Here is a 17,779-nt window from a genome sequence, read left to right on the forward strand (position 1 = left end):
ACCGCGCGCCTGTGTGGCACCCTATGCCCCCGTTCGGGCTGAGCTTGTCGAAGCCCTTCTCTTTCTTGCAGAAAGAACGGAGTTTCGACAAGCAGCCTGCGCATGATAGCGGCGCTTATGCCGGTTTATCCGGGCCGTTTTACCCCAGCCGCTCCAGCGCCGCCTTCAACCGTTCCGCCTCGGCCGTCTTCTCGGCATGGTCCTCGCGCGCCTTGGCGACGGCTTCGGGCTTGGCCTTCTCGACGAAACTGGCGTTGGACAGGCGTCCGCCCAGACCATCCCGCTCCTTCTCCGCCGCGGCCAGCGCCTTGGCGAGGCGGGTCTTTTCCGCCGCGATGTCGATCACGCCTGCCAGCGGCAGGATGAAAGTCGCCTCGTCCACCACGATCTGCGCCGCGCCGCCTGCCGGCGGTTCGCCGAAGGTCAGGCTTTCGACGCGACCAAGGCGGGCCAGCGCCACGCCCTGACGGTCGAGCCTGCGATGGGTTTCCTCCGCTGCGTCGCGCACTACCATCGGCAGCTTCGCGCCGGGCGGCACGTTGAGTTCGGTCCGCGCGGTGCGGATCGCGCTCACCAGCCGGATCAGCCAGTCGATCTCCGCCTGCGCATCGGTGTCGACGGCGGCCAGCGCCTGCGGCCATTGCGCGACGATCAGGGCGTTCGCGCGGTCGCCCGTCAGGTGCCATAACTCTTCGGTTATGAACGGCATGAAGGGGTGGAGCATCACCAAAATCTGGTCGAATGCCCAGCCCGCGACGGCGCGCGTCTCATCGTCCATCGCGCCTTTCGTCAATTCGATATACCAGTCGCAAAACTGGTCCCAGACGAAATGATAGATGGCGTTGGCGGCTGCATCGAACCGCAGGTCGGCCAGCGCCGTGTCGATCGCCTGTACGGTCGCCACCGTCTCCGCGATGATCCAGCGGTTGACCGGCAGCGCAGCGGCGGGCGCCTCATGGCTGGTCGATGCGGTGACGCCGTTCGACTGGAGGAAGCGCGCCGCATTCCACAGCTTGGTCGCGAAGTTGCGATAGCCCTCGACCCGCTTCTCATCCATCTTCACGTCGCGGCCCTGGCTCTCCATCGCCGCCATGAAGAAACGCAGCGCGTCTGCGCCGAACCTGTCGATCAGGCCCAGCGGATCGACCACATTGCCCTTGGACTTGGACATTTTCTGCCCGTCGGCCGCGCGGACCAGACCGTGGAGATAGAGCTTCTTCCATGGGGCCTCGCCCATGAACTCCATCCCCTGCATCGCCATGCGGGCGTCCCAGAAGAACAGGATGTCGAAGCCGGAAATCAGCAGATCATTGGGATAATGGCGCGACAGCTTGTCGCTCTGCTCCGGCCAGCCCAGCGTGCCGAAGGGCCAGAGGGCGGACGAGAACCATGTGTCGAGGACGTCGGGATCGCGGGACAGCAGATAATAATCAAAGGGATTCGCGTCATCCACGATGCTGGGATCGAACGAACTCACTATCTTTACTGGACGATTTTCAGAACCAGCCGAAGCGAGCTTGACCGCGTCTTCTTCAGATTCAGCTACGTAGCTTTTTCCGTTCAGGTCGAACCAAGCCGGGATCTGATGTCCCCACCATAACTGGCGGCTCACGCACCAGGGCTGGATATTCTCCATCCAGTTGAAGAAGGTCTTTTCCCATGTCTTGGGCACGATCTCGATCGCGCCGTCGCGCACCGCCTGCATCGGCGCCACGGCCAGCTTTTCGGCATCGACATACCATTGGTCGGTCAGCCAGGGTTCGATCACCACGTTGGAGCGATCGCCGAACGGCGTCTGGATCGTGCGCGGCTCGAAATCGGCAAAGATTTCCTCGCCTTCCTTGTCCTTGGTAACATGGGGCACCAGGAAGCCCAGTGCCTTCATTTCCGCGACCACGGCCTCGCGCGCGCCGTCCACGCCGTCGCGCTTGAAACGGTGCAGCCCCAGGAAGCGATCGGGGATCAGGCCGTCGGCGGTCTGGACGACATTGGCGTCGGCGTCGAACATATTGAGCATGTCGCCGGCCTTGAAGCCTGCGCGCTTGCCCACGTCGAAGTCGTTGAAATCATGGCCCGGCGTGATCTTGACCGCGCCGGACCCCAGCGCCGGATCGGCATGTTCGTCGGGCACGATCTTGAACCGGCGGCCCGTAATCGGCTGGAGAATCTCCTTGCCGATGACCGCCTTGTAGCGCTCGTCATCGGGATGCACCGCGACCGCCATATCGGCCAGCATCGTTTCCGGCCGCGTCGTCGCGACAACGATATGGTCGCTACCGTCGGCCAGCGTCACGCCGTCCGCCAGCGGATAACGGAAGCGCCAGAAACCGCCCTTCGTCTCGACCGTCTCGACCTCCAGGTCCGAAATGGCAGAGCGGAAATGCGGATCCCAGTTCACCAGCCGCTTGTCGCGATAGAGCAGGCCGCGCTTGTGCAGTTCCACGAAGGTCTTCACGACGGCCTTCGAAAAGCCCTCGTCCATGGTGAAGCGCTCGTTCGCCCAGTCCATGGAACAGCCCAGTCGCCGTAGCTGGCCGGTGATGGTCCCGCCGCTCTCGGCCTTCCATTCCCACACCTTCGCGACGAATGCGTCGCGCGTGAAGTCGGTCCGCTTCTGCTGCTGGGCGTTGAGCTGCCGCTCGACCACCATCTGCGTCGCGATGCCCGCATGGTCGGTGCCGACCACCCACAAGGCATCCTTGCCGCGCAACCGTTCGTAGCGGATCACGATATCCTGCAACGTATTGTCGAGCGCATGGCCGATATGCAGGCTGCCCGTCACATTCGGCGGCGGATTGACGATGGTGAAGGGCGTCGCGTCCGGCCGTTCGGGGCGGAACAGGCCGTTCGCCTCCCAATGGGCGTACCAGCGGGATTCGATATCGGCGGGGTCGAAGGTTTTGGGCAATTCGGTCATGGGAAGGCGCCTTAATATGCCTTCCCATACCATTCCAGCGCTTTTACCGCTTGGTCCACCGGTCGAGCCAGCCCAGCGCCTCGCCATACCATTGCAGCGAGTTTTTCGGCTTCAAGACCCAATGATTTTCGTCCGGGAAGACCAGCAGTTTGGACGGAATATCGCGACGCTGGAGCGCGGTGAAGGCGGCCAGCCCCTGCGTATAGGGAATGCGGAAATCCTTCTCGCCCGTCACCACCAGCATCGGCGTCTTCCACGCGGCGACATGGTTGACCGGGTTCCATTTCTCGAATTCTTCCGGCTTTTCATAATAGGGGCCGCCATGTTCCCATTCGTCGAACCACAATTCCTCGGTCTCATAGGCCATGGCGCGGGCGTCGAACACGCCGTCATGCTGGACGATGCACTTGAACCCGTCGGCCCATTGGCCCTCGATCCAGTTCATCATGTAGCCGCCATAGCTGGCCCCCAGCGCGCAGGCATTGCCGGCATCGACCTCTGCATCCTTCGCCGCGGCGGCGGCGAGACCGAGTTTCAGGTCTTCGAGCGGCTTGCCGCCCCAATCCCTGTTAATCGCGTCGGTGAAAGCCTGGCCATAGCCGGTGCTCCCATGGAAATCGACGATCACCGCCGCATAGCCATGCGCCGCGAACGCCTTGGGGTTCCAGCGATAGGACCATGAATCGTTGAAGCTGCCTTGCGGCCCGCCATGGACGAGGAAGGCGACGGGCAGCTTATTGACCGTGCCGCTGGCCGACGGGTTAGCAGATGGGTTTAGGGGCTTGACGATCTGCCCCCAGACGGTGTCGCCGTTGGCGCCCTTGAAGCTGAAGCGCTCGACCGACACGTCATCGACACCCGCCAGCCTGGCCGCATTAACGCTGGTCAGCCGCACCGGCTTGCCCTTTGCAGGCATCTTCCAGAAATCGGCGGGCGACTGGATGCTGTCCAGCGCATAGACGAAGCCGCCCTGGGGCAGCGGCACGACGCTGCCGGCATGGCCCTTCTGCGTCAGGCGCACCACCTTGCCCGACGCGACATCGACCCGGAACACCGGATTGTCGAGCACGTCGTTGGCGGTGACGAGCAGCCCCTTGCCATTGGCTTCCCAGGCGATCGACGCAACCGACCGGTCCCAGCCCTCGGTCAGCGCCTTCGTCTCGCCGCTGGCGATGTTGCGCAGCATCAATACCTGCCGGTCGGCTTCATAGGTCGGGCGCTTCATCGCGACATAGGCCAGCCACCGGCCGTCCGGCGACACGGTGGGCAGCGTGTCGGCCGCGTCATTGGCATCGGTCAGGTTGACCGGCGCGGCGCTGCCGTCCGCCGCAACCGAGAAGATGTCGAGATTGGTCGACAGCGGCTCGATCGGATTCTTTGGCCGCCCCGCCTCGCGCAGCGCGAAGAAGAGCGTGCTGCCGTCCTTGCTCCAGGCGATTTCCTCGGCCCCGCCAAAAGGCTTGGACGGGCTGTCGCCTGCAAGCCCGCCCATGACCGACACGGCCGGGCCGCCGGCGACCGGCATCACGAAAATCTGCGACCGCTGGCCATCGGACCATGTATCCCAATGGCGCACGAACAGCTGGTCGTAGATGCGCCCGCTGCCGGCTTCCTTGGAGGAATCGGGCTTCACGACGTCGATCGTCTTCGCGCCGACCGGGCGGTCGGCCCAAAGCGCGACCTTGCTGCCGTCGGGGCTAAGCAGAAAACCGGCAATGCCGCCGGGCGCCTTGCTGATCTGTACCGGGTCGCCGCCGCTTAGCGCCACCCGCCACAACTGGTCGTCGCCGCTGGCGTTCGACTGGAAATAGAGCGACGACCCGTCGGGCGAGAAGACCGGCGCCGTCTCATTCTTGTCAGGCTTCGACGCGATCAGCCTGGGCGTCTGCCCCGCCTTGCTGATGTCGAGCAGATAGAGGTCCATGCGCCCCTTATTGCCGGCCAGATCGGTACTGCGCTGCTGATAGGCAAGCCATTTGCCGTCCGGCGACACGGCCGGCGCGGCGATGCGGTCCAGCGCCACCATATCAGCGGGCGTAAAGGGCCGGCCAAGCGCAGGCGCCGTCGCCAGGGCCATCAACCCTAGCCCGGCAAGCAGAAGATTTTTCATGAAAAAGCACCCTCGGATCGGATCGCGACGCGCGGCCCATCGCCGCGGCGTCGTCAGGATGCGAGGGGTCTAGACCTGTGCAAAGGCCATCGCAAGCACAGCCTCAGCGGCCGGTGATACGCGCGATTTCCTTGGCGACCATCTCTTCGACCAGAGCTGGCAGGCGCTGGTCCAGCCAGTCCTTGAGCATCGGCTTGAGCATCGAGCGGACCAGTCCGTCGAGCGTATTGTCCTGCCCATCCTTGGGCGCGACCAGCATGGACGAGAGGGCAGAGAGCGAATGGCGCGCGGCGACTTCGCTTTCGACCGACAGGATCGAGTCGTCGCCGGGCACGCTCGCGCTTACGGCTGCGGCAGCTTTGGGAGCAGGCATGCTATTCTCCTCCGCGATCTCGTCGGTCAGTTCCAGCACTTCTTCGACCGCAACGGGCACCGGCGCCGCAGCCGCCTTGGCTTCGCCCCGTGTACGACGGGGCGCGGCCTGCACCGCGTCCTCGCCCTCTTCGGCGATGATCCGCTTGATGGACGAGAGTATCTCTTCCATCGAGGGTTCCTTGGTCATGTCACCCATGGATAGTCCCCGTCCAAAATCCATTGCGCATCCTTAAGCTCCAAGATTACCCGGCCGGGTTAACAAGCGGTTAAGGCTGCTGCGAAGCGCGCTCGACATTGGCGTTTTGCGCGGGCGTGTCAACGGTCCGCGTGGCGACGGGGGTCGGCTTGGGATCGAAGCTCCAGTCCAGCCACTTGCCCTTCACCCGTTCATAATTGACCATCGGGTCATAGAGGGTGCCGCTGTCCAGGCCCAGATCGTCGGCCTCGGCATGGCCCATCGCCGCGATCACGCTGAAACCCGCGACATAGGCGTTGCGCTGCGCCGTCACGAGCTGGACCTTGGCGTTCAGCGCTTCCTGTTCGGCGTTGAGGATATCCAGGATGGTCCGGCTGCCGACCGAATTTTCCGCCTGCACGCCTTCCAGCGACAGATTAGCGGCCTCGACCGCTTTCCGATTCGAACTCGATACTTTCCAGCGACGCCTGCCAGCTCGCATAGGCCGCCCGCGTCTGGGAAATGACGCTGCGTTCCACCTCGATCTCGCGCTCGATCGCCTGCGATTCGAGCGCCTGATTCTGGCGCACCTGCGCAGCGGGCCGCCCGCCCTGGTACAAAGGAATGGTCAGCTGGACGCCTGCCGACGCCTGCTTGTTGATCTGCGGCCCTTCCACGCTATTGCCATCGGCATCCAACGCGGTTCCGCCCAGCGTATGCAGATAATTGGTATAACCCGCCGTGGTGAAGCCCGACAGCGTCGGCAGCCGCCCGGCGCGCGCCACCTTCACGTCGTAACCGGCGGCGATCCTGTTCTTCTTGGCCGCCAATATATCCGGATTGTCGTTCAGCGCGACCTGCACCGCGACGACCGGCGTGGCCGGCAGGCCCGGCAGCGCGGGTGGCGCTTCCAACGCATCGGGCGCATCACCCACCAGCGCAATATAATTTTCACGGCTGGCGATCAGATTGGATTCCGCTATCTGCAGGTCGGACCGCGCCAGCGCCAGGCGCGATTGCGACTGGGCGACGTCGGTGCGGGTCAGGTCGCCGACTTCGAACCGGTCGTTGGTCGCCTGGAGATTGACCTCCAGCGCCCGCACGTTGGACTGGTTGAGCGACACGATCGCGCTGTCGCGGATCACATCCATATAGGCGCCGACGGTCTGCGAAAAAATGCTGGCTTCGGTGCCACGCAAATTGGCCTGCCCGGCCTCCACGCGCACCTTGGCCGCCTTCACCCCGTTGCGTACCGCACCGCCCGAATAGATCGGCACGTTCAACTGCGCCTGCGCATTCACCGTCCGTTGCGGAGAAGTGAAGCTGATCGTGGGCTTGAGGATGCTTTCGGAAAAACTGCCCGTCACGTCGACGCCGGGCCGGCCCGCCGCCTTCTGGATCGGCACATTCTCGTCGGTCGCACGCTGGCCCGCGCGTGCGCCGGTCAGCGTCGGGTTGGACGCATAGGCCTTGGCGAGCGCGCCTTGCAGCGTCTCCGCCTGCGCGCCGCTGGTCAGGGCGGAGGACAGCAACAGCAAAGCGGCTGCGGCATGATGCCGATAAGAGGTGCGCTTCGCCGTCATCTGTCCCCGCCCATCATTTTCAGAACACAAATCCCTTGGGCGCGCCGAAACCGGGCAACACCACCATTTCGATATCGGCAAGGCTGCTCAGGCCCAGCACTCCCGCAACCACCCGGCCGCCGCACAGGCGCGTAACGCCGCGATCGACGATCCCCGTCACCACGCGGGCGTCCTCGGCAAGCTGCTGAACGAGCGCCGCGGGAACTTCCTCCACCGCGCCGTCGATGAAAAGCAGGTCATAGGGCGCACCATCGGCGGCGCCGGCGTTGAGCGCGCCGCGCTCGACGGTCACGCCGGGCAGTGTGATCGCCGGACCGCCTTCTTCCTCGACCGCCGTCACCTGTGCGCCCAGTTCGGACAGCAGCGCCGCAGCATAGCCGGTCGCCGCGCCGATCAGCAGCACCTTGTCGCCCGGTGCGACCTGCGCTTCATTGAGCAGCCGCCCCGTCACCAGCGGCGGATTGAGCGAACGCCCCCCGGCCAGCGGAATGGGACGGTCGATATAGGCCATCGCACGGCGTTGCGCGGGCACGAAATCCTCGCGCGGCACCTTCGCCATCGCAGCGATAACCCGCTGGTCGCCGACGTCGCTGGTGCGCAACTGGCTTTCGACCATAGCGGCCCGCATCGAAGAATAATTCTGCTCGGTCACGATAGTTCCTCGCTTGGCACAACTGTATTGGCAATGCAATACACTAAGGGGATCATCGGACCTCTAAATCAGCGGGCGGCCCGCGCCAAGCGGCTTTGCGCGACGGTCGGCAAGAATCTTGAGGCACCTGCGCCATCCCCCGCTTGACTTTGCGTTCAAAGCCGCACATTTGCGGCCACCCACCAGCGGATGGCCCGATGGCGGAGTGGTTACGCAGAGGACTGCAAATCCTTGCACGCCGGTTCGATTCCGGCTCGGGCCTCCATCGCCAAACAATTGATTTTCAAGATTAAAATTCAATTGTTGGCGACATTGTCAGGCAGCCATCTGTTCCCTGTGCAACCCGCGGGCAGTGTCATCCCATGGGCATATGGCCCGAACCGGCAATGCCGCTAAAAATGCAGAAACCGCACCGAGATTCGTTCAGGCGTCGCGCGGCACCTATCCGATGGCCCTCTTCCACCATCACCTGCACGCCGACCGTCATTGCCGACTGCAATCCACCAGTCTCCATGTCTTGGATTTGAATAATCCATATGGCGGCGGCTTGCCGCGCCTCTTTCAACAGCGCCATGCACTTCGGAGTCGGATCACTAGCAATCGACGCACAACTGGTCCATTCATACGCGGCCCAACGAAAATCGAATTGCTGGCGATGCGAATTATTATGGACGCCCCGGAGTTGTCGGGCAGCGATATGCGGCCGCAAAAAACCGCTTCCCGTCAAGCCGGCTTGTCGGCAAACCATATCGCATGAGCCTGGACGATCACAGCGGCCTGGAGACCCTGTATGGCATTCACCGGGCCGACCTTCGGCGCTTTCTGATCGCACGCACCGGCGATGCGGCCGATGCGGACGATGTGCTTCAGGAACTTTGGCTGAAGGCGCGAAACCTTCAGGCCGGGCCGATCGAGAATGGTCGCGCCTATCTTTACCGCATGGCGCAAAATCTCGTCGTTGACAGGCTGCGGGAAAAGCAGCGGCGCATGGAGCGGGAGCGGCGCTGGAGCGATCAGGCGACCGACTTTGCCGTTGCGGGTGTCGAACCCTCCGATCGAAGCCAGAACGCTGAAGAGGCGATTTTAGCGCGTGAGGAAGTCGCGACGTTGGTGTCGGCCATTGGCAACCTTCCCGACGGCGCACGCAAGGCATTCGAATTGCACAAGATCGAGGGGCTGAGTCACGCGGACGTCGCCACACGGCTTGGCATCAGCAAGAGCGGCGTCGAGAAACATATGGCCGTGGCGATGAAATATCTGCGCCGCGCGCTGCAGGACTGAGGTTATGCTGTCACGCTATCGTCACAGAAGGACCAAAAGGGAAGAGAGACACACGCCATGACGGCGCGACCGGAAATGGATGAACGGATTCTGGACCAGGCGATTGCCTGGCAGGCTGCGCTTGAGCAGGACGATGCCGACTGGGACGCCTATCTGGCATGGCTGGAAGCCGACCCGCGCCACCGCGACGCGTTCGATTCCGTTGCCCTGCTGGATGCCGCCATCGCGGACAACAGGGAGCAGATCAGGCCTTTGCTGGCGCCCGACCTGCGCGTTCCGGCCGCTCCCCTTCCCAACCGATGGCGCCCCCGGTTGCTATGGGGCGGCGCCATCGCCGCCAGTCTGGCGATTCTGGTTGCCGGCCCGATCCTTCGATCCAAGGCAGATCCCGTCGTCTACGAAAATAGCGGAACGGCGAATCGCAGCCTGGCTCTGGCGAACGGAACCAGCGTCATCCTCGCCCCATCCAGCCGGATCGTCGTAACGGGCAAGGCGGCCGACGCGATCGAGTTGGCGCGCGGCGAAGCCTATTTCGACGTACGCCACGACCCCGGCCGCACGCTGACGGTATCGGCAGGCACCTATCGGATCAGCGACATCGGCACGCGCTTCTCCGTCAATCTGGCAGGCGGGGCGTTCCGTGTCGGCGTCGCCGAGGGCGTGGTGTCGGTCGAGACGCCGGGCATCGCCAAGCCGGTGCGCCTTGACGCCGGGTATCAGCTTGTCGGAGGCAGCGGCGCGCTCACGCTCGCGCCGGTCGATGTCGCGCAGATCGGCAGTTGGCGAAACGGTCGTCTATCCTATACGGATGCGCCATTGGCCCTCGTCGCGGCGGACATAAGCCGCTATTCCGGGAAGGCGATCATCGTCGATCCGTCCGTGGAGAAGAAACATTTTTCGGGCAGTCTGGTCATCGGCGACGGATCGAAGCTGGTCGGCGATCTGGTCGGCGTCATGGGGATCGAAGCGCAATCGGCGGGGGATGCTGTGCGCCTTGGCGCTGTGCGCTGAACCTGCCTTACTGACTTCGACGGCGCAGGCGCGCGACCCGGCCCGATCGGTCGACATACCGGCCGGGTCGCTCAGCAACGCGCTCGATCGATTTTCAGCCGCTACCGGGATCTCGGTCGGACTGCCGGGGGATATGCCGCATGTGATGACGCGACGGGTGGCCGGCAACATGGCCCCCGGCCTGATCCTGCAAGAACTGCTGGCCGGAACCGGCCTGCGCGCCGTGCAGATCAGCGCGACGCTCTATCGCATCGAACGCGCGCCCAAGGCCCGCGCGCCTCGCCCCGCGCCATCGCCCCCGCCCCCGCCGGCCGCGCCGCCGCCGGGCACCATCATCGTCACTGCCCAGAAACGGCCGCAGATGCTGCGCGACGTGCCGCTGTCCGTTTCGGTCCTTTCCTTCGCGCCGCTCGCCCGGTCGCGCACGCCGTCGAGCCGGGACATCAGCCTCGATCTGGAGGGACTGGCGATGACCAATATGGGTCCGGGGCGCAATCGCCAGTTCATCCGCGGCGTCGCCGACAGCCCGTTCAACGGTCTCAGCCAGTCAACCGTCGCGGTCCAGGTGGACGAGGCGCGCGTAACCTTCAACGCGCCAGACCCCGACCTGCGCCTCATCGACGTGGACCGGATCGAGTTGTTGAAGGGACCGCAAGGGCCACTCTACGGCTCGGGCGCGCTGGGGGGCATCTATCATATCGTGACCCGCAAGCCTGACTTCGAAGGCGTGTCCGGATCGGCCCGACTGTCAGCCGAAGTGGTGCAGCATGGCCGGCCGGGCACAGGCGCCGAAGCGGTTCTCAACCTGCCGCTGGTGGATGACCGGCTGGCGGTCCGCGCCGTGGGCTATCGTTTCGCCAATGGCGGGTGGATCAGCAACAGCAACGCGAAGCGCGGTAGCAATTCGGCTGAAACCGTGGGGCTGCGCCTCGGCATTCGCTGGCGTCCGACCGATAACTGGACGGTGGACGCGGGATTCGCCTTGCAAGACATCAATTCCCGCGACAGCCAATATGTGACTGCGTCCGACGACACGCTGCGCCGGGGGAACAGCTTTGCGGAGCCCACCGACAATGATTTCAAGCTGTGGCACGGCACCGTCACGGGCGCGATCGGCGCGCTGACGCTGACATCGGCCACCAGCTATGTCGATCATGGCTTCGACTATGTCCTGGATGCCAGCGAAGCGGCCGACGCCTTCGGTTTCACCGGCCCGGTCCGGTTCGAGGATCAGCGACATTATGCCGTTTTCAACCAGGAACTCCGGCTCGCATCGGGCGGCCCGGATCATTGGCTGGTGGGCCTGTCCTATCTTCAGGCGGCGACCCGGGGCACCGCGCAGGTCATGAACGACGCCGGCGCCGTGCAGACGGTCGAGACCTATGATCGTCGGGTGATCGAATATGCGGCTTTCGGCGAAGGCACGCTGCGGATCGCGGATCGACTGAAGCTGACATTGGGCGCGCGCCTGTTCCACAGCATCGCACAGGATGGAACGGGCGACGACCCGATGGTCACCCCGGTGCGGATCAGCAAGACCATCCTGTCACCCAGCGCGGCGCTTTCGCTGGACCTGGGCGGGCGCGGCCTCGTCTATCTGCGCTATGCGCGGGCGATGCGGCCAGGCGGACTGGCCCCGGCAGATATGGCTGCGTCGCGTCAGTTCGACGCCGACGAACTGAGCACCATCGACCTTGGGATGCGCAGGTCTTCGCACGACGGGCGCCTTTCGCTGTCCGCCAGCCTCTATCATACAAGGTGGGACGAAATTCAGTCGGACTATCTGCTGGCCAACGGCCTGGTCTCGACCCGCAATGCCGGCCGCGGCGCGATCATCGGCGGAGAGATCATGACCGAATGGAGCATCGGCAAGGGCTTTACCCTGTCGGCTGGCGGAAACGCCCAGTCGGCACGGCTAACACGGGCGTCGGATGGCGGGGAACTGGACGATCGTCGCCTGCCGGTCGCGCCCGCATTGGCCGGACGCATCACTTTGGCGAAGCGCTTCATCCTGCCGAACGAATGGCGCGGACAGGCGGCGGTCCAGGCCAACTATATCGGCAAGGCGCGATTGTCCTTCGATGAGGACCTGGACCGGAACATGGGTAATTACTCCGTGGCGTCAGCCAATGCCGAATTATCGCGCGATGCATGGACGCTGGGTGTTCGCATGGACAATCTGATGGACGTGCGCGGCGACAGCTTTGCGTTCGGAAACCCCTTCTCCATCCGCGCCGCGCCCCAATATACGCCGCTGCGCCCCCGCACGCTCATGCTCTCGGTTGCGCGATCCTGGTAATGGCCCGGCGCGGATTCAGGTCGAACGTCGCGGTATAGCCGACATGATCGGACAACATGCTGCCATCGGCGGCATGGCCAAACGGAACGTCCAGCCGCTCCAGTTCGATATCCGTCGAATGGCCCGGTGTGTAGAATTGCCAGTCCCGCGCCCGCCAATGGGCATAACGAGCGTCGTCCGACAGAGGCATATGATGCCGGACCGCATCGCCGAATGCGTCGTCGATGTCGCCATCCTGGCTCCAGTCGGTGCGCACATGCGATAGCAAGGCGGCGCGGCGGGGTGCCACGCTCCCGACATTGAAGTCGCCCGCCACGATCAGGGGACGGGCCGGGTCGTGCGCCTTGCGGATGAAGTCGGAAAGATAGCGCACCTGCAGGCGATAGGCCTGCAAAGACCGGTCGTCGGCTACCCCCGACGCATGTCTGCTGTTGAGGTGCGTCGTAACGATATCGACGCGATCGGCCCGACCCGGCAAGCGAAGGCTCACCATCAATGCGCCCTTGTTGGCGAGGCAATCATAGCCTGCGCAGGCGAAAGCCGGAAAGGCCATTCTGCGCACGCCGACGATGGGAAAGTCGGACAGGAGTTGAAGCCCGCTGCCGACATATTTGCCCAGCCCTTCCCCGCGCGCCCAGGAGCCGGCCGCCATATAGCGCGCGTCCGTCGCATCGGCGGGTTCCGTACTGCCCATGTCAGCCGATGGCCCTTCGACGACATAGGGATAGCCCGCAGCATGGCCGATGGCCTGCGCCTGCTGCGTAAAGGCTTCCTGGAGCAGTACGACATGCGGTTGCCGCCCCTGCGCCCGCAATGCCCCAAGCTGCCGGGTCATCTGCGCAAACGCGCTGGAACGCCCCCATGCCACCGGCCAGGGCAGACCATGAATATTATAGGTCATGACCGACAATCGCCCATCGAACCCAGGCGAGGGGCGCGGGCCGCGATAGCTGACCGGCAGATCGGGAGCGGCCGCACCGATCGAGGTGGCGAGGATCATCGCCAGGGCAATGTGTCTCTTCATTCGCAAGATCCGTCTCCCGCTTGTCCGCCGTTGGACGGCATCGCGATGCGGCGACCACAGTCCACCCGCACAGGAATTTTCCGGGATCGTCCCGACTGCGGTTGCAGCGGGCGGCGTCGTCTCTGCGAAAACAGGAAAGCGGGCATGATGCAAAATCACCGACAGATTGCAGCGATATTCCTGGCGACGGCCGCTTGCTATCCGGTGACGGCAATGGCGCAGGCAGCCGGACCGCCGATGCGGATGACCGACCTGCTGGTCGCAAGCGCCGCCCGACTGGCGCGCACGGCTGCCCCGCCGGCGCCTGAAGCGCGCCCGCAGCCCCCCTATGCAACGATGCTCAGCCTCGCCGATCGTTTCGATCTCGCCCAGGTCCGGTCCCGCGTCTCCCGTCTGTCGGTCGGTGCGCTGGAGCTATCGCTGTCAGCCACCCGCGCCACAAATGGCGCCGATCAAGGCAGTCGCGGACTCGACAGCGATCGCTGGTCGACGAAGGGCATCGGCCTCTCGGCGGCCATCCCCCTCGTTTCGGACCTCGGTCTGATTATCGGAGCCGACTATGCCCGCATGAGCCGGCGGCTGCAGATTGTCGACGTCAATTCGCGTCGGCTGGCGACCCGGATGGCGCGGGCCGGCATGGCCCTGGCCTTTGGCGACGAAAGCCGTCTGTCGCTCGACTATCTCTCGGTCGCGCGCTCGGCGCGGCACGACGATCTGACGCGTCTGGCGGAAACGATCGGCGGCGCGCCGCTGACGGGCCATGGCCTGGAACTCGCTTTCGCAACCGCCGCCTCCGCGGCGACGGGGGGAATCGACTGGCGCCTTTCACTGGGTGCGATGCAGCGGCCCGCCGCCGATCTTGGCCTTGTCGACCAGACGGCGCTCCACACCGACCGGCGCGCCATGGCCAGCCTGCGCTTCCACCTATGACCAAGCGCCGCCTGCTGCTGTCCCTTCACGATGTCGGTCCCCGCTTCGAAACCGAAGTCGATCGGCTGGTGGATCATGTGTCGCGCCACGTCGCTCCTGATCATCTGGCCATGCTGGTGGTGCCCAATCATTGGGGCGCCCATCCCCTGATCGCAGGGTCGCCCTTCGCATCGCGCCTGCGCGACTGGTCCGACCGGGGTGTCAGCCTCTTCGCCCATGGCTGGTATCATCGCGACGACAGCCGCCACGCCGGAGCAGCCTCACGGTTCAAGGCCCGCCACATGACGGCGGGCGAAGGCGAGTTTCTGGGTCTCGACCATAGGACCGCACTGCAACGCATGACCGATGGCCGGGCGCTGATCGAGGATATCAGCGGCAAGCCCGTTGCAGGCTTCGTCGCGCCTGCATGGCTCTATGGTGCGCCGGCGCTTGCGGCGCTGGGGCAGGCCGGCTTCGCGCTCGCGGAGGATCATATGAAGGTCTGGTCGCCCCAGAGCGGCGCCACGCTGGCGCGCGGGCCGGTGATTACCTGGGCCAGCCGCAGCCGCGCGCGCATCGCCTCCTCGTTGGCCGTCGCGCGCCTGTTGCCGCCGCTGCTGCATTTTGCGCCAGTGGTTCGGATCGCGGTGCATCCGGGCGACGCCCATGTTCCGTCCCTGATGCGCAGCATCGACGATGCGCTGCGACGGGTGCGGCGCAGCCATGCGCCGGCACGCTATGGCGACCTGCTGACCGCGCCGCCCACGCCATGCGCATATTGACCTTCCTTCACAGTTTCGAACCGGGCGGCGTCGAGCGCGTCGCGTTGCGGCTCGTGCGGGCGTGGCGGGCGCAAGGCGTCGATGCGCCGCTCTTCATGGGACGGACAGACGGCGCGATGCGCGAGGAAATAGCCGCCCACCTTGCCTATGACGTCCCCCGCCAACCCTTTCCGACGGGCTGGATCGAGACGCTGTGGATGATTGCGATGCTGCCGCGCGCCATCGTCCGGCTCCGGCCCGACGCGCTCTTCTGCGCTGGGAACAGCTATACGATCGTCGCGCTGGCGATGAAGCTGCTGCTGGGGCGTCGCTGTCCGCCCATCCTGGCGAAGATCAGCAATGATCTGGAGCGCCGGGACATGGTCGCGCCGATACGCTGGCTCTATCACCGATGGCTGCGCCTGCACGGTATTTTCATCGATCATTTCATCGGGATGGAAGAGCCGATGGCGGGCGAAATTGAGGCCGCCATTCCGGCCGCAATCCGGCGCATATCGATCATTCCCGACCCGGCGCTGGACGAAGCGCAGGTGATGCGGCTGCATCATGCCCCCCGGCCGGCCCGCAAGGCCCGGACAGGGGGGCTGCGCTTCGTCGGCGTCGGACGGCTGGCGACCCAGAAGAATGTCGCCCTGATGCTCCGCGGCTTTGCGCGCGGCGCTGCGGCGCTGGACAGCCTGACCATATATGGCGAAGGCCCGGAACGCGCCATGCTCACGGCTTTGTGCCAGGATCTGGGCATCGCGGATCGCGTGACATGGCCGGGACATGTGCCCGACCCCGCAAGCCGCCTCCCGGAATTCGACGTGTTCCTTCTGTCGTCGGACTATGAAGGCGTGCCCGCCGTCGTCGTGGAAGCCCTGGCCGCCGGGCTGCCGATCATCGCCACCCGGTGCAGCGTCAGCATGACCGCCCTGACCGGCCACGGCGCTCTGGCCCATCTCGTCGACACGGGTGATCTGGACGCATTCAGCGCGGCCATCCGCGATGCAGGCCGCCTGCGTCAGGATCGCGCGGCCAGCCTGGCGCAGGCCCGACGTTTCACCGTCGAACAGGCATCACACGCCTATCTCGCCCGTTTCCAATCCATCCGACGACATGCCCCCGCCTGCCGGAATAATTTCGCCCCCTCCGACTGAGGTGCCGTGCGCCACGCGCCGTCAGAGCGTCCGAAGCAACAATGACGAGATATTTATGACGGACCAGACATCCGCCGGTTCAGTCCTTCGATCCCATCCCCTCTATCAAGAGGTTGCCGCTCCCCTCGCCACCGTCATCGATCCCCAGCCGCTGATCCGCTCAGGCCGCAACTGGACGCTATGGGCGGGGCCGTTGGTGTCGATCCTGATCCTGGCGGTCGCCCTCCATCAGTTCCGCGACCTCGACCGGGCCAGCCTTTGGGCGCTCATGCCCACATCGCCCCTCTTCTGGCTGGCCTTCGTCGCTTATTACACCGCCGGGCCGGTATCGGAATGGGCGATCTTCCGCCGTTTATGGGCCATCCCCGTCAGCGGGTTCGGCGCATTGCTGCGCAAGCTGGTCAGCAACGAGATATTGCTCGGCTATCTGGGCGAGGTCTATTTCTATGCCTGGGCGCGGCGCAGCGCCGCCATCAAGGCGGCCCCTTTCGGCGCGCTCAAGGATGTGACGATCCTGTCCGCGCTGGTCGGCAATCTCGTCACGCTGGCGATGCTGGTGATCGCCATCCCCCTGTTCGATGCCCTGCCCATCGGCGCCACCCACTGGGAAATCACGGGGTCCATCCTGTTCGTGCTGGCCACCTCGCTGGCGGCGATGTTGCTGCGCCACAAGCTTTTTGCCCTGCCGCGCGCCGACCTTTGGTTCGTGTCGGCCGTCCATCTGCTGCGCATCGTCGCGACGACCCTGCTGGCGGCCGGCATGTGGCATATCCTGCTGCCGTCAGTGGATGTCGGCACCTGGATATTGCTGGGCACCTTGCGTCAGTTGATTTCCCGCCTGCCGCTATTGCCCAACAAGGATGTCGTCTTTGCCGGCATGGCCGCCTTCCTGATCGGGCGCGACAGCGAGATCGTGTCGGCCATGGCGCTGATGGCAACACTCATCATGGCTGCCCATCTGGTGGTGGGCATCGCGCTGGGCGCCAGCGGCCTGTGGCGCGGGAACCGGGCATGATCGCGCCGTTGCTCCTCTGGGCGGCGGCGACGTCGCTGCCTTCCTCGCCCGATCTGGGCAAGGCGGAAGGCCAGTGCCGCGCGGACGAGCATGGCCCGTCCTTCCTCGTCACCGTCAATGGCATCAAGGATCGCAAGGGCCGGCTCAAGCTGGAGCTGTATCCGGCGAACGACGCCGATTTCCTGGCCGACGACAATATGTTGGTGGCCGCTGGCAAGCCATTCCGGCGCGTCGAAACAGCCGTCCCGGCGTCGGGGCCAATCCAGCTCTGCATCCGTGCGCCGGGACCGGGCGTCTATGCGCTCAGCCTGCTGCACGACCGGGACGCCAATCGCAAATTCGCGCTGTCGGTTGACGGCATCGGTTTTGCCGGCAATCCGAAACTGGGCATGAGCAAGCCGTCGGCCAGCGCCGCAAGCGCCCGCGCGCTCACCGGGCCGACGCCGATCGCCATCACCCTCAACTATCGCCGCAGTCTGTTTTCCTTCGGCCCCCTGGAGCGTTGAT

General features: G+C 64.9%; 14 protein-coding genes, 1 tRNA gene and 1 pseudogene. 9 read left to right on the forward strand and 7 right to left on the reverse strand.

Features of this window, described 5'->3' with window-relative positions; translation table 11 throughout:
* Window positions 1-139: 139 nt before the first annotated feature.
* The 5 genes and pseudogenes from ABT375_RS07640 to ABT375_RS07660 form a co-directional block, all read right to left on the reverse strand.
* Window positions 140-2,917: a valine--tRNA ligase gene (locus ABT375_RS07640; protein ID WP_416464647.1), complete on the reverse strand. Its 2,778-nt coding sequence runs from the start codon at window positions 2,915-2,917 to the stop codon at window positions 140-142.
* A gap of 43 nt (window positions 2,918-2,960) precedes the next feature.
* Window positions 2,961-5,027 carry a prolyl oligopeptidase family serine peptidase gene (locus ABT375_RS07645; RefSeq protein ID WP_416464648.1) on the reverse strand — a complete coding sequence of 689 codons (2,067 nt, stop codon included), beginning with the start codon at window positions 5,025-5,027 and terminating at the stop codon, window positions 2,961-2,963.
* Between the two features lie 103 nt (window positions 5,028-5,130).
* Window positions 5,131-5,598, reverse strand: a complete 468-nt coding sequence (locus ABT375_RS07650; protein WP_416464649.1) for a DUF2497 domain-containing protein — start codon at window positions 5,596-5,598, stop codon at window positions 5,131-5,133.
* A gap of 70 nt (window positions 5,599-5,668) precedes the next feature.
* Window positions 5,669-7,160: pseudogene (locus tag ABT375_RS07655) on the reverse strand (TolC family outer membrane protein).
* 19 nt (window positions 7,161-7,179) lie between these two features.
* Window positions 7,180-7,812, reverse strand: coding sequence for a protein-L-isoaspartate O-methyltransferase family protein (locus ABT375_RS07660; RefSeq protein WP_416464650.1), 633 nt, complete (start codon window positions 7,810-7,812; stop codon window positions 7,180-7,182).
* 191 nt (window positions 7,813-8,003) lie between these two features.
* Here ABT375_RS07660 and ABT375_RS07665 point away from each other — a divergent pair.
* Window positions 8,004-8,077 (forward strand) — tRNA-Cys (locus ABT375_RS07665).
* A gap of 90 nt (window positions 8,078-8,167) precedes the next feature.
* On the opposite strand, the gene ABT375_RS07670 is transcribed toward ABT375_RS07665, so the two are convergent.
* Window positions 8,168-8,386 (reverse strand): hypothetical protein, encoded by a 219-nt coding sequence (locus ABT375_RS07670; RefSeq protein WP_416464963.1) that lies wholly within the window; start codon window positions 8,384-8,386, stop codon window positions 8,168-8,170.
* Window positions 8,387-8,565: 179 nt separating this feature from the next.
* Between ABT375_RS07670 and ABT375_RS07675 the strand changes: the two genes are divergently transcribed.
* From ABT375_RS07675 to ABT375_RS07685, 3 genes are read left to right on the forward strand one after another with little or no spacing between them, the layout of a single operon-like run.
* Entirely contained in the window at window positions 8,566-9,093 is a 528-nt protein-coding gene (locus tag ABT375_RS07675) for an RNA polymerase sigma factor (protein ID WP_224547159.1), read from the forward strand.
* Window positions 9,094-9,150: 57 nt separating this feature from the next.
* A complete protein-coding gene (locus ABT375_RS07680) occupies window positions 9,151-10,104 on the forward strand; it encodes a FecR family protein (protein WP_416464651.1) in 954 nt (317 codons plus the stop codon).
* Window positions 10,088-12,403: a TonB-dependent receptor domain-containing protein gene (locus tag ABT375_RS07685; RefSeq protein ID WP_416464652.1), complete on the forward strand. Its 2,316-nt coding sequence runs from the start codon at window positions 10,088-10,090 to the stop codon at window positions 12,401-12,403. The genes ABT375_RS07680 and ABT375_RS07685 overlap by 17 nt, the downstream gene beginning before the upstream one ends.
* On the opposite strand, the gene ABT375_RS07690 is transcribed toward ABT375_RS07685, so the two are convergent.
* Complete coding sequence (locus ABT375_RS07690; protein WP_416464653.1) at window positions 12,375-13,427, reverse strand: endonuclease/exonuclease/phosphatase family protein; 1,053 nt, start codon at window positions 13,425-13,427, stop codon at window positions 12,375-12,377. The genes ABT375_RS07685 and ABT375_RS07690 overlap by 29 nt on opposite strands.
* Window positions 13,428-13,571: 144 nt before the next feature.
* On the opposite strand from ABT375_RS07690, the gene ABT375_RS07695 reads away from it, so the two are divergent.
* From ABT375_RS07695 to ABT375_RS07715, 5 genes are read left to right on the forward strand one after another with little or no spacing between them, the layout of a single operon-like run.
* Complete coding sequence (locus tag ABT375_RS07695) at window positions 13,572-14,357, forward strand: hypothetical protein (RefSeq protein WP_416464654.1); 786 nt, start codon at window positions 13,572-13,574, stop codon at window positions 14,355-14,357.
* Window positions 14,354-15,118 (forward strand): polysaccharide deacetylase family protein, encoded by a 765-nt coding sequence (locus ABT375_RS07700; RefSeq protein WP_261936448.1) that lies wholly within the window; start codon window positions 14,354-14,356, stop codon window positions 15,116-15,118. The genes ABT375_RS07695 and ABT375_RS07700 overlap by 4 nt, the downstream gene beginning before the upstream one ends.
* Window positions 15,106-16,257: a glycosyltransferase gene (locus ABT375_RS07705; RefSeq protein ID WP_416464655.1), complete on the forward strand. Its 1,152-nt coding sequence runs from the start codon at window positions 15,106-15,108 to the stop codon at window positions 16,255-16,257. Before ABT375_RS07700 ends, ABT375_RS07705 begins: the two co-directional genes overlap by 13 nt.
* Before the next feature lie 55 nt (window positions 16,258-16,312).
* The gene (locus tag ABT375_RS07710) at window positions 16,313-17,272 is read left to right on the forward strand and encodes a hypothetical protein (protein WP_261936446.1); all 960 of its coding nucleotides are present in this window, start codon (window positions 16,313-16,315) and stop codon (window positions 17,270-17,272) included.
* Window positions 17,269-17,778: a DUF2141 domain-containing protein gene (locus tag ABT375_RS07715; RefSeq protein WP_261936445.1), complete on the forward strand. Its 510-nt coding sequence runs from the start codon at window positions 17,269-17,271 to the stop codon at window positions 17,776-17,778. Before ABT375_RS07710 ends, ABT375_RS07715 begins: the two co-directional genes overlap by 4 nt.
* The last annotated feature ends 1 nt before the right edge of the window (window position 17,779 follow it).

The sequence above is a fragment of the Sphingomonas sp. VDB2 genome (assembly GCF_047946695.1).
In the GTDB taxonomy this organism is placed as follows: domain Bacteria; phylum Pseudomonadota; class Alphaproteobacteria; order Sphingomonadales; family Sphingomonadaceae; genus Sphingobium; species Sphingobium bisphenolicum.